This is a genomic window from Flavobacterium sp. HBTb2-11-1 (genome assembly GCF_009826975.1).
Lineage (GTDB): Bacteria > Bacteroidota > Bacteroidia > Flavobacteriales > Flavobacteriaceae > Flavobacterium.
The window spans coordinates 1-13,727 of record NZ_WUMO01000011.1 but is presented as its reverse complement, the minus strand read 5'-3'; the positions used below and the strand labels follow the sequence as shown (position 1 = coordinate 13,727).

The following is a 13,727-nucleotide window of genomic DNA, read 5'->3' as shown; positions in this document are numbered from 1 at the left end:
AGCCAAAAACTGTTGCTAAAAGCTCAAATCAACTTATGATGTTTAGGTGTTACGCCGTATTTGGTTTTATAAGCTTGACTAAAACTGGAAAGGTTTTCGTAACCTGCTTCTAAATACACTTCAGAAGGGCTTTTTTCCTGGCTCAGCAAATAGTGCGCATGTTCGAGCCTTTTGTTTTGAAACCATTTAATAGGCGACTCTGAATAATATTTTTCAAATTCTCTTTTGAAAGTCGAAACACTCATGTTACACAAAAAAGCCAATTCTTTTAATCTCAATTTGCTTAAATGGCTGTTTTCGATTGTTCGAATGAATCTTTGAGCCGCATCGTCACTATTTGCAGTTAGCGAATACAGAAAATCGGTTCCGTACTGCGCCGTCAAATAAAGCATAATTTCGTTAAACTTAACTTCGAGCAGTTTTGTCTGAATGGTTTTTGAAAGTTTGGAAATATCTGTTAAACTGTCTACAAAACGTTTCAGAAAATCATCATAATCAAAAGCATAAATCGATTTTGGTTCAATAGCTTCTGATTTTTCCAATTCCATTTTTCTGATGAAATTATGAACCATTTCGCTCGAAAAAAACAAAAGAATGCTTTTATATCCAGAGATTTCAGAGATTCTTTTTTCTGTCATTAAACAATTTCCGGAACGCATTATAAGAAACTTAGAAGGTGTTATAGACAATTCTGTAGTATCAAAAATGACTTCTTTGGTTCCTTCAATCAAAAAACTGATGATATTCTGATTTAAAATGATCTGCTGTTTCGAAACGTCTTTAGAACTGCTGTAATCGACAACGTGTACATGTTGCGATTTTTCTAAATTCATTTCGTCTGGAAGTGTAATTGTTTTCATAAAAGTTATTGGCCTATCAAACCAATGATAAGCCTTACTATTTAGAATTTTATTTCTGAGTAGATTCTCTTGCGAGTACTTCTGTATTTAAAAAAGTGATTTCTTTGGCATCGTCATTTTTAGACGATTTTAAATTTTTAATGATAATTTCTGCCGCCGCCTTTCCCATTTTTTCAGCTGGATGCGTAATCGTCGATAAATTCGGATCTATAATCTGCGAAATTGGATCATTATTAAAACCAATCACTTTGAATTCTTCGGGTACTTTAATACCGCGTTTTTTAGCAGTTTGAACAGCGCTTACAGCCAAAATATCTCCTGGCGCAAACAATCCGTCTGGAAGTGGCTTTAAATCGAATAAAGCGTTACTGGCTTTTACGCCGTCTTCATAAGTAACCGAATTCAAATTGATAATCAATTCTTCTTCTACTTCTATATTATGATCTTTTAAGGCTTCTATGTAACCTCTTTTTCTTTCGTTATACAGATTTCCTAATTCTGAACCAGCAGTAAAATGAGCAATACGAATACAGCCTTGTTCAATAAGGTGCTTGGTCGCTTTGTAACCTGCTGTATAATTGTCTATTACAACTCTGAAAGTATTATAACCTTTTGGAACCCTGTCGACAAAAACCAACGGAATATTATTGTTGGAAAACTGATGGAAATGCGCTGTGTCTCTTGTTTCCATTGCGAGAGAACAAATTACACCGCTCACGCGATTTGAGTACAAAGATTTCGCCATATTTACTTCTTCTTCATACGAATCATGCGACTGCATAATAATTACGGTATAATCCGATTTTTGAGCTGTGATTTCAATTCCGCTAATTAGAGAAGACAAAAAGGGCTGTGTAACGGTAGGAATCAAAACACCAATTGTCCTAGTTTTGTTGCCACGCAAACCTGCAGCCAAAGTATTTGGGACAAAACCCATTTCTTCAGCGGTTTTTTTCACTTTCTTAATCGTCTTATCACTTATCGTGTGATGATCTTTTAAAGCTCGTGAAATAGTAGATGTTGCCAGATTAAGTCTCTCGGCAATGTCATAAATCGTTACATGTTTATTTTCTTCCATGAAATAAAAAATAAAGATGTAAATATAAGCTATTTTCCCTCAAGATGTTCTTTAGAAAGAATTGGCTGTAATTCTGCTATATTTCGCTCCGCTGGAGCTTTTTATCAGTTACATCAAATTATTCTATAAATATTTTGCTTCTTCGAAGCTGATCTTTACAAATCTAAAAATAGAATATTTGATCTGTCTATAAAGTTTTCCATATAAACGATTTTCAAAAAAACAGTCCTGCTTTCAAATAGCATCTGCATTTTTTATAAATTTCTATTTTTTAACATTGTTCTTTTTGTCTTTTAGAATTTTACCTTCTTTGGTAAACTCTAAATCAATTTTATTAGTAAGATCGACATCAAGATCTTTGTGTCCATAGTCGATGTGCGTTATTTTTTCGTTCGGATGATTTTTGGCTACATAAGCCTTGATATTATCTGGAATAAAATCGGTTGGAATTGGGTTGTCTCCGCCGTCAACTTCACGGTATGAACCATCTTTCCAGAACTCTACTTCTGTTCCGTCTTTCAGTTTTACTTCATAACCTTTTTCACCATGTTCGGGATCCTTTTGAGCCTTTTCTACCGAAGTATGGCTAAAATGCTTCTTTAGAAATTCCTGTGCCGGTTTTGGCAGTTCGGTTACTTCGATTTTTTTCTGTGCGCTGGCCGAGATTGTTATAATAAGCAATGCTATGGCTAAAAATATCTTCGTTTTCATAATTTGATTTTTTAAATGTAGTCTTACTAATTTACTACAACCAAAAATGCATTCAAATGATTTTAAGAAAGTTTTAGATTTTTAACCAATCATAAAAACCTGATTTACAAAGATTTTAAAAACAATTAATATCACAACTTTGCTTAAAATTTTTATTTTTAGAAATATTATTTTGATTGTTTTGTAGTACTTTTACCTCCAAGCCAGAAATTAATTGGCTTCTTAAATCCCAAGTTTACAAGACTTTAAAAACTATTCTATTTTTTATTTAGGATACTAACCAAAAACGTATGGCAATCTGGTCAGGAAGACTATATTTATTGATTTTCATCTTTTTTTCGTTTGGTCTGCAGGCTCAGATTGAAACGAAAAAGAAGACTTTTATTTCCAGAAATCCCGCAAAAATCAAAGAGGATAAAAATACGCTGGCACTTTATGATTTGTACAATAAAGGTGAAGAGAAAAAGGCTTACAAAAAAGCGCATTCCATTTTAAAATCGGGCACTGTCGACAATAGAGTTCTCGCACGAACTAATCTCCTTCTGGCTTATTATTTCAATAAAAGAGCCATTATCGATTCTTCTATTTATTATACTCATCAGGCTTTAAAATTTAATACCGCTGTAAACGATTCATTAAAAAGCAGGCTTTTTTCACTTGGTTATAATTTGCTGGCCATCAATTATAAAAAAAGAGGTTTGCTGAATGAAAGTAAAAAATGGCACTTAAAAGGTATTGAAGCTTCTCAAAAATATAACGAAACAAATCTTTTTTATACTCATACGCACGGTTTAGCACAGACGTACAGTGAGTTGGGCGATTACGACAATGCACTGAAATTGTTCAAACAATGTTTGGAATATAAAGATGACAACGAAATTATCTTAGGAAGTTATATCAATATTGGCGATATTTATTCGAAACTGAAAGATTATGACAATGCCAATATTTTTTACAAAAAAGGAAAAGTACTCTGCGAAAAAACCAATAATAATCAGGGACGGGTTATTGTTTTATTAGGTCTCGGAGAGAATTATCAACTGCAGAATAAATCTCAGGAAGCTTTAAAAATGTTTCAGGAAGCACTTGCTATTGCTGATAAAAGCGAACTAAACCAACTGTCTATTGTTTCCCGAAGCAGTATTGGAGACACTTATATTTCTTTGAAAAAATACAACGAAGCGAAACTGATATTTTCTGAAGCGCTTCAGAAATCTGTTCATTTGGGTCTGCTTCAAAATCAGAGTTATATTTATGATGCATTGAGAAAAATCGCTATTCTTGAGGACGATTATAAAAGTGCTTATTCATTTTTTGAAAAATCGACGCACATAAAAGATTCTATCAATAATCTTCAGAAAATAAAAGAGATTAATGAGTTAGAAGTCAAATACAAAACGGCACAAAAACAAAAAGAAATCGAAACTTTAAAGTTTGAAAACGAAGCTAGAAAACTGACGCTTGCCAATCAGGAGGAAGCCATAAAGAATATGATTCTTCAAGAGGAAATTTCTAAGAAAAATAACGAAAATACAATTCTGGCGTTTCAGAATTCATCAAATAAAAAAAGAAATGAAATTGCTCTTTTAAAGAAAGATCAGCAATTGAAGGCTTTAGAAATCAATCAGCAGAAAAAAATGCGATGGTTTACCGTTATTGCTTTTCTGGTTTTACTTATTCCGATAATGGGTCTTTTGTTTCAGTATTACAAACGTTTTAAAGTTCAGCGTTTACTTAATATCAAACAGGCAGAAATCAGTTCTCAAAAAATTGATGGCATTCTAAAAGAACAGGAATTAGAACTGATAAAAGCTTCAATAAGGGGACAAGACAAGGAAAGAAAGCGTATTTCGCAGGAATTGCACGACAGTATTGGCGGAAATTTAGCTGCTATTAAACTACAAGTCAATCATTTGAATGCTTCTGATTTCTCTACTATTCAAAGAATCAGTCTTCAATTGGATGAAACGTATCAGCAGGTTCGAAATTTATCGCATACTCTTCTTCCAAAGAAATTCAGCCAGAATAATTTTTTAGAAGTTCTCGAATCTTATTTGAAAAATATCAGTGAAGCAAGCAAAATCAAGATTTCGTATATTCCTTATCCGAAGAAAGAAATTAATGAATTGGATGAAAATATTCAGATTGAGGTTTTCAAAATTATCCAGGAACTTTTAACGAATACGATTAAACATGCAAAGGCTTCGGAAGTGGAAATCCAGCTGAACTATATTGAAAATATATTGAATGTTATGTTTGAAGATAATGGAATTGGTTTTGAAACGAAAAACTATTCTAAAGGAATTGGTTTTATTAATCTCGAGAACCGAATCAAAAAACTAAATGGCTCTTTTGCAATTGATTCGAAACTAAAAAGAGGTTCTATTTTTAATATCGAAATTCCGATCGCAGAGCCTAAACCTAAAACGAAAATTAAAGGAATTGATTTGAAAAATCAGCTTGATGAATTGAAAAGCAACTAATATATTTGTTGAATGAACCCAGTTAACTTACTTATTGCCGACGATCATACGATGTTTCTTCAGGGAATTACTGCTCTTTTGGAACAGGAACCTAATATTAACGTTATCGACAAAGCAATAAACGGAATTGAAGCGCTAGAAATCGTTAAAAAGGGAATTGTAGATTTTGTTATCTTGGATATCAGCATGCCTGAAATGGACGGAATTGAATTGAGTAAAATCCTGAAGAAGCAATATCCAAATGTCAAAATACTGATTGTAAGCACACACAGCAATGTGATGGTTGTTTCGAGACTCATCCGAATTGGGGTGAATGGCTATCTGTTGAAAAATGCTGAAAAAGAAGAGCTTTTAAAGGCTATTAACACAATTGCTTCGGGCGAAAATTACTTTGCAGAAGAATTAGAAGAAAAATATATTTCAAATAGTTCTCGAATTGAAAAACAGGTTTCAAATTTAACTGAATTGAGTTCGAGAGAAAAAGAAATTCTGGTGTTGATTGCACATGAGTATAATACGGCAGAAATTGCCGAAAAAACGTTTATTAGTTTAAATACCGTAAATACGCACCGCCGTAATTTATTGTCCAAATTGAATGCTAAAAATACGGCGGGTCTTGTAAAATACGCAGTCGAAAATGGTTTAGTTGATTAACTAAAATCCCTTTCCTGCCCTGTAGTTTAAAACTAATCCAAAAGTGTCGGGAATTACTACATTATCGATCGATTTATTATACGTGCAGATAACCCTGAAATTGTCTGAAAGGTGAAAACCGGCTAAAAAATTCAATGTTTTTGAAGTTCGATAGCCTCCGCCAAATTCTACTTTATTTTTGTAATTGATTAAAAGATTTAGATCGGCCTGAAAGGGTGCTCCTTCAACATATTTAAATAATACGCTTGGGTTTATCAGTACTTCTTCAAAACGATTGGTAAAAAATTTGTACCCAAAATAACTATAATAGACATTTTTTAAATGGGTGTTATTGCTCGAATTAAAAGCAGAACTTAACAGATTTGGAGATGATAAACCAAAATAAACCTGATTTCTGTTGTACAAAAATCCGACACCAAAAGTAGGCGTAAAACTGTTTACATTTTCCTGAAATTCTGGATCGTTTTCAAGACCCAAACGGGTCAGGTTTTCGTTGTAAAGCATTGCTCCTGCCGTTACTCCAAATGAAACAATACTAGGATCGTAGGCCCACCATTTTCCATATTTATAATCAGGATCATAGTAAATTTTATACGAATATGAAGTAAAAAAATTGGTTGTATTAGTCACTCCTATTTGGTCATGTGAAATCCCTGCTGCTAATCCTATTTTTTCTCCCCATGTCAATTTATTTACTGAAAGATCAAAATTCTTGGGACTTCCTTCTACCGAATTGAAATATCCGTTGGTTGTCATGGCAATATCTATATCCGAATAATATCCGGCATGGGCTGGATTTATTAAAACGGCATTGTAATTATAACTTGAAAAAACAGGTGTTTGCTGTCCATAGGCTCTTTCTAAAAAAATGATGATTATAAATAAAGCTAAGATTATATTGAATTTACTTTTCATGAATTAACGTTTTAAAACAAGATATCCCTTGGTTTTCTTAAAATGATGGGGCTGATTGACACGGATTTCAAAGAAATAAGTTCCTTCGGGAAGCTGATTGGCTCCAAGATTTCGGCTCTTATTAGCAATTCCACTAAAAACATTGGTGGCGTTGTCGTAACCTTTTGTATGGTAAACCAAATCCCCCCAACGGCTGTAAATCAGGACTTCATTCTCTGGATAATCTGTTATTCCGTCAATTTCCCAAAAATCATTAATTCCGTCTCCATTTGGAGAAAAACCATATTTAGTTTCATCTTTTTCAATAGGAGGAATTACAGTTACAGTCACCAAATCTTCTGTTTCGCACCCTTCTTTGTTTGTAAAAACTACTTTGTAAGTTGTGGTTTCTGATGGTTTAGCAATTGGATTTCCGATTTTACTATTATTTAATCCTGTTGCAGGCGACCATGAAAAAACACCATCTTCTAAAGCAATAGCATACAATTGAATAGAGTCTCCCTGATTAATTTCTGCATCTTCTCCTGCATCAACAAAAATTGGATAGCTGAAAAGCTGAAAGGAGCATGCTGAAACATTGTTACTTTTATCTGAAACTTTTATGGTAATAGTCATTCCGTCTAAAAATGCTGTTCCTGGCGCTGGAGACTGCGTTATTACAGGGTTTGGATCTGTATTATCACTTGCAAAAATCATTTTGGTGTAATCCGGAACCTGACTTACACTACAGTCAAACATTTGATCTGCAATGCAAGTAAAAACTGGTGGCTGTGTATCTTTTGCAACATTAATTTTAAAGGTGCACGACGTACTATTTCCACTATTATCTGAAGCATTAATTGTTACATTCATTCCGTCAGTTACATTTGATCCAGAAGACGGAATTTGTGTGACAGTTAAATTCGAATCGCAATTATCAGTTGCAGTAATCATCGTTCGATAATCTGGAAGAACATCTGCAATATTTAAATTCTGATCTGCAATACAAGTAATTGACGGTGCTGTTATATCGGGAGAAGCATTAACTTTAAAACTGCAAGTAGAACTATTATTGGAAACGTCTCTGGCTGTTATAGTAATCTCCATTCCATCTGTAAAAACACTTCCCGCAGACGGATTTTGAGTAATCACAGGATAAGGATCGCAATTATCATTTGCTATAACTAAAGGCGTATAATCTGGAATTGTACTGCCACATGATAAGGTTTGATCTCCTATGCACGCAATTACTGGCGCTGTCACATCCGCGGAAGCGTTAACTTTAAAACTGCAAGTGGAACTATTATTGGAAACGTCTCTGGCTGTTATAGTAATCTCCATTCCGTCTATAAAAGCAGTTCCAGCAGACGGATTTTGAGTAATCACAGGATAAGGATCGCAATTATCATTTGCTGTAACTAAAAGCGTATAATTTGGAATTGTACTGCTACATGATAAAGTCTGATCGCCTATGCACGCAATTACAGGCGCTGTCACATCCGCGGAAGCGTTAACTTTAAAACTGCAAGTGGAACTATTATTGGAAACATCTTTTGCTGCAATTGTGATGACCATTCCATCTGTAAAAACACTTCCTGCAGACGGATTTTGAGTAATCACGGGATAAGGATCGCAGTTATCATTTGCTGTAACTAAAGGCGTATAATCTGGAATTATATTGCCGCATGATAAAGTTTGATCTCCTATGCACGCAATTACTGGCGCTGTAACATCTGCAGAAGCGTTTACTTTAAAACTGCAAGTGGAACTATTATTGGAAATATCTTTTGCTGTAATTGTGATGGTCATTCCGTCTGTAAAAGCAGTTCCAGCAGACGGTTTTTGAGTAATCACAGGATAAGGATCGCAGTTATCATTTGCTGTAACTAAAAGCGTATAATCTGGAATTGTACTGCCGCATGATAAAATTTGATCTCCTATGCACGCAATTACTGGCGCTGTCAAATCTGCGGAAGCGTTAACTTTAAAACTGCAAGTGGAACTATTATTGGAAACATCTTTTGCTGTAATTGTAATGGCCATTCCATCTGTAAAAACACTTCCCACAGACGGATTTTGAGTAATCACAGGATAAGGATCGCAATTATCATTTGCTGTAACTAAAAGCGTATAATCTGGAATTGTACTGCCGCATGATAAAATCTGATCTCCGATGCACGCAATTACTGGCGCTGTCACATCTGCGGAAGCGTTAACTTTAAAACTGCAATACGATTCATTGTTGGATGCATCTTTTGCAGAGATTGTAATGGCCATTCCATCTGTAAAAGCAGTTCCAGCTATTGGATTCTGCGTAATTACAGGTGTAGCGTCACAATTATCTGTAACGGTTATTAAAGCTCTATAATCTGGAATTACTGCTCCGCATGATAAAATCTGATCTCCTATGCACGCAATTACTGGCGCTGTCGCATCTGCGGAAGCGTTAACTTTAAAACTGCAAGTGGAACTATTATTGGAAACATCTTTTGCCGTAATTGTGATGACCATTCCGTCTGTAAAAGCAGTTCCTGCAATTGGATCTTGTGTTAGTATGGGTGCTGTGTCTTTATTATCAGAAACTGTAACCAAATTCAAATAATTTGGAACTAAACTTTTACAATTGAGCAACTGATCTGAAGGACAAGTTAAAACAGGCGCCTCGGTATCAGCATCATTTGAAATTTTAAAAGTACAAATCTCAAAATTTCCACTTTTATCTGTAACGGTCAACGTGACATCTTTGGTGACGCCATCAAAAATTGTCCATGGCGCTGGAACTTGCGTTACAGTCGGATTTGAATCACAATTATCTGTAACGGTTATAACATTTTTATAATCTGGAATAGGAAATCCAGTTGAAACAACTTCATTAGAAGGACAATTGGCTATAACTGGTTTCTGAGTATCTGTTACTTTTTTTCCAAAAACAACAAAAGCTTTTCCTGGATTATAATTTACTTTCAAATTTGAACCATAGGAATTGTAAGGATTACCAATTATAATATCACTGACACCATCATTATTAACGTCTCCTGCATAATTTACACTATACTCGTAAAGATAATCAGACATAATTCTAAAATTCTTATCGGTACTTGGACTTACAGTAGCTGTCCAAATCTTCTTTCCAAAAAAGATATAAGTAGTTCCAGGATCATGCACAAATAAGTCATCAATAGTATCGCCATTAAAATCTCCAGCGTAACCAAAACTATTACCAGCACTTACACCGTTTATTTTAAAGCCATTAGTACCGTCAAGATTTTTTAAATCTACTAGAACAGGAAAAACAGTTTTCCCAAACAAAACATACTGTCCTGTAATAGCAATATCATTAATGCCATCGTTATTTAAATCTCCTGCTTTTTCAATTCCATTATAAGAATCCAAAGCAGTTTCTGAGTTTTCAATTATAAATCCGTTTGTTCCATTTAAAGCTGAAATATTAAAATTTGCTGGAAAGTTATTGGAGCGTCCAAAAACAACATACTTACGTTTTTGATCTGATCCGTTATAAGAGCCTAAAGCAATATCTACAATCCCATCTCCATTGACATCTCCCAAACCAGAAACCGACCGACCCAATTTTCCCGTAGAAGCATCTCCTTCAATTGTAAATCCATTTGTTCCGTTAAGTTCAAAAGTTCTCAATATTGCCGGAAATCCTCCTGCTCTGCCGTACACAACAAAACACTTGCCATTCACTGCTCCCGAACCTGAAGTAATAACTGCAATATCCTGAAAACCATCAGAATTAATATCTCCTATAAGATCTATACTTGATCCTGTAGCTGCATAATTTTCATTGCCTATGAGAGTAAAACCATTAGAACCATTTAGCGACGAAAGTTTTATTTCGGCAGGAAAACCGCTTTTTTTCCCAAATATAATATAGGTATGCCCAGCTTCTGGACCGTAGGACGAATGTCTGTATGGATCACTTACCATAAAATCTCCAATTCCATCGCCATTTATATCTCCCGCACTGCTGACATCGTATCCTGTTAAAGGAAAATTAGAAGACGAAATGTCATTTCGTATCGCAAAACCATTCGTACCATCCAGTAAGCCTAAATCAATATTTGGTGCAAATCCCGAAGCTTTGCCAAATATTACATAAGCAGCACCTGGTATTATCTTATAAATTTTTGAAGCTCCATACCATGGATTATAATTTCCGGGAGCTCCAATAATTAAATCTTTTATTCCATCACCATTTACATCTCCGGCGTTATTAACACTAAACCCAGCTTCTCTGGCTAAAATTTCGCCATAAATAGAGAATCCATTATCACCATAAAGATTATTCACATTTATAGAAGTTGTTTTACAGTCAATATCCTGCTTAACAGTCTTTAATTTTACTAAAAATGTGCAAAAATTAATGTTTCCTGATGCGTCTTTAGCTGTAATGGTAACATTTGTATCTGCTGTAAAAAGTGTTCCCTGAGGTGGAGTTTGCGTAAAAATGAGATCAAAATTATCTGTAAGGTCATCACTTAAAGCAGTTAAATAGGATATATAGTTTGGTAACGTTGAATTTTTGTACAATTCCATTCCTGAAGGACAGCTTAAGATTGGGGGTAAATCTCCCCCCAAGGGATTTATGTAAAAATTACATACTGATATATTTCCTGATGCATCTTTTGCTGAAATAACTACATTCGTTCCTGAAGTAAAAATAGTTCCCGGTATCGGCACTTGCGTTACTATCGGATTAGTGTCACAATTATCTGTTACATGTATTAAGCCCAAGTAATCAGGAATAGCATCCCCAATTGCTAAAGTTTGATTACTAGGGCAATTAGTTATAACAGGTTTTACAGTATCGGCTGAAGCATTAATTACGAAACTGCAAGCAGAAGTATTATTTGAAGCATCTTTTACCATAAGAGTAACTGTCATTCCAGGCGTAAAAGCAGTTCCTGGAGATGGCGTTTGAGATATAGTTAGAATTCCATCGCAATTATCACTAACTGTCACCCAGGTTTTATAGTCTGGAAGAACTGATCCACATGCCAAAAACTGAACTCCTGGACAGTTTGAAATAACTGGTTTTATAACATCTGGATTAGAAGTAATGGTAAAATTACAATATGATTTATTCCCAGTTTTATCAGAATACTCTATTTCAATAGGAGTTGGATTACCATAAAAAATGGTTCCTGCTGCGGGAGTCATTTTATATTTTAAATTAATACTGCAATCATCCTTGAGATTCATAATGGGACTTATTGCATAATTTGGTATAGCATCGCCACAATTTAATTTAATATTTGTCGGACAAGTAAATGTTGGAGGAGCTACATCTGGATTAACAGAAGTAACAATAATGCTGCAACTGCTTGTGTTTCCTGCATCATCTTTAGCCGTAAATTGAATTTCCATTCCATCATAAAAAAAAGAACCCTCTCCAGGATATTGAGTTACATCTATTTCAGTATCAAGATTATCATTTACAGTTAACAGATCAAAATAACTCGGAACAAGCATCCCACAAGTCAATTTCTGACTCGGAGGACAAGTCAATGCTGGTGGTTCTGTATCAGCAGAAGATTTAGCTGACTTAGAACTGAATTTGGCGACAGTTTTTATTTTTTTACTTGTTGACTTCATATTGTTATCATTAATAAGGGTAACAATATTTACATCTGACTTAGTAAAATCTATTTCCTGCGCATAAGCCGTTACAAAAAAAAAGGGAATGATAAGCAGTAAAACTAAATTTGCTTTTTTAATTAAAATCTTAAATTTGATCATACTGAGGTATTATAATTTGCTAATACTATTTAAAGCGCAAAACTATAATCTCACTATTTCTTTCACATCACTATAAATAGTGATTTTTAAATTCAACATAAATAATACAATCAAAAAGTACACTACGAAATTTAATTTGTAAATTAGTCTAAACCATTAAAAACTAAAATTATGCGTAGTATTATTGCTCTTTCGTCTCTTTTGCTTTTAACATCTTGTAAAAATGAAAACAATACTAATATTTTATCAGACTATTTTACATATGAGAAAGAAAAAGTAGAAACTGCAGGGGTAAAAATGATACCAATAAAAACACCCGTCGGAGAATTTAAAGTTTGGACAAAACGTTTTGGTAATAATTCAAAAATTAAAGTTTTATTACTGCACGGAGGCCCAGCAATGACTCATGAATACATGGAATGTTTTGAAACATTTTTCCAACGTGAAGGATTTGAGTTTTACGAATATGATCAGCTAGGATCATACTATAGTGATCAGCCAAAAGAGAACAGTTTATGGACAATTGACAGATTTGTAGATGAGGTAGAGCAAGTTCGAAAAGCCATTAATGCTGATAAAGACAATTTTTATGTATTGGGAAATTCTTGGGGTGGAATATTAGCAATGGAATATGCATTGAAATATCAACAAAACATGAAAGGATTACTAGTTGCTAATATGATGGCAAGTGCACCAGAATATGGTAAATATGCCGATGAGGTTCTGGCAAAACAAATGAAACCAGAAATTTTAAAAGAAATTAGAAATTTAGAAGCTAAAAAAGATTTCAGCAATCCAAGATATATGGAATTATTGATTCCAAATTTCTATCAAGAGCATTTATGTCGCTTAAAAGAATGGCCAGACGGATTAAATCGCGCAAGTAAACATGTCAATTCTGAAATATATACCCTTATGCAAGGGCCAAGTGAATTTGGTATTAGTGGCCGTTTAGCTAAATGGGATATTAAAAACAGACTGCATGAAATCACTATTCCAACTTTAATGATCGGAGCCAAATATGATACTATGGATCCAAAAGCAATGGAAGAACAAAGTAAATTAGTTAAAAAAGGAAGTTATTTATACTGCCCAAACGGAAGTCATTTAGCTATGTGGGACGATCAAAAAGTATTTATGAATGGTGTAATTCAGTTTATTAATGACGTTGACAGCCATAAATTGTAACTTCTAAAAAAGGATGCCGCTTCCATCACTAACGCGGCTTTCTACCGGACTGAAGCTGTTATCCAATAATGGGACAGCTTTTTTAAAAATCATATA

Annotated in this window: 8 protein-coding genes; 3 read left to right on the top strand and 5 right to left on the bottom strand. The window is 34.2% G+C overall.

Features of this window, described 5'->3' with window-relative positions:
- Positions 1–23: 23 nt before the first annotated feature.
- From GR162_RS19850 to GR162_RS19840, 3 genes are all read right to left on the bottom strand, one after another.
- Positions 24–860 carry an AraC family transcriptional regulator gene (locus GR162_RS19850; protein WP_160783546.1) on the bottom strand — a complete coding sequence of 279 codons (837 nt, stop codon included), beginning with the start codon at positions 858–860 and terminating at the stop codon, positions 24–26.
- Positions 861–909: 49 nt separating this feature from the next.
- Positions 910–1,938, bottom strand: coding sequence for a LacI family DNA-binding transcriptional regulator (locus GR162_RS19845; RefSeq protein WP_008461893.1), 1,029 nt, complete (start codon positions 1,936–1,938; stop codon positions 910–912).
- Positions 1,939–2,202: 264 nt separating this feature from the next.
- On the bottom strand, positions 2,203–2,649 hold the full coding sequence (locus GR162_RS19840; protein WP_160783545.1) for a PepSY-like domain-containing protein: 447 nt from the start codon (positions 2,647–2,649) through the stop codon (positions 2,203–2,205).
- Positions 2,650–2,939: 290 nt separating this feature from the next.
- Between GR162_RS19840 and GR162_RS19835 the strand changes: the two genes are divergently transcribed.
- Together GR162_RS19835 and GR162_RS19830 are read left to right on the top strand one after the other, a co-directional pair.
- On the top strand, positions 2,940–5,132 hold the full coding sequence (locus GR162_RS19835; protein WP_160783544.1) for a sensor histidine kinase: 2,193 nt from the start codon (positions 2,940–2,942) through the stop codon (positions 5,130–5,132).
- Between the two features lie 12 nt (positions 5,133–5,144).
- A complete protein-coding gene (locus tag GR162_RS19830; protein WP_160783543.1) occupies positions 5,145–5,786 on the top strand; it encodes a response regulator transcription factor in 642 nt (213 codons plus the stop codon).
- On the opposite strand, the gene GR162_RS19825 is transcribed toward GR162_RS19830, so the two are convergent.
- Together GR162_RS19825 and GR162_RS19820 are read right to left on the bottom strand one after the other, a co-directional pair.
- Positions 5,787–6,701, bottom strand: a complete 915-nt coding sequence (locus tag GR162_RS19825; RefSeq protein ID WP_160783542.1) for a type IX secretion system membrane protein PorP/SprF — start codon at positions 6,699–6,701, stop codon at positions 5,787–5,789. It abuts the gene before it with no gap.
- A 3-nt stretch (positions 6,702–6,704) separates the two neighbouring features.
- A complete protein-coding gene (locus GR162_RS19820) occupies positions 6,705–12,443 on the bottom strand; it encodes an HYR domain-containing protein (protein ID WP_160783541.1) in 5,739 nt (1,912 codons plus the stop codon).
- 171 nt (positions 12,444–12,614) lie between these two features.
- Here GR162_RS19820 and GR162_RS19815 point away from each other — a divergent pair, with 171 nt between their 5' ends.
- A complete protein-coding gene (locus GR162_RS19815) occupies positions 12,615–13,631 on the top strand; it encodes a proline iminopeptidase-family hydrolase (RefSeq protein WP_160783540.1) in 1,017 nt (338 codons plus the stop codon).
- The last annotated feature ends 96 nt before the right edge of the window (positions 13,632–13,727 follow it).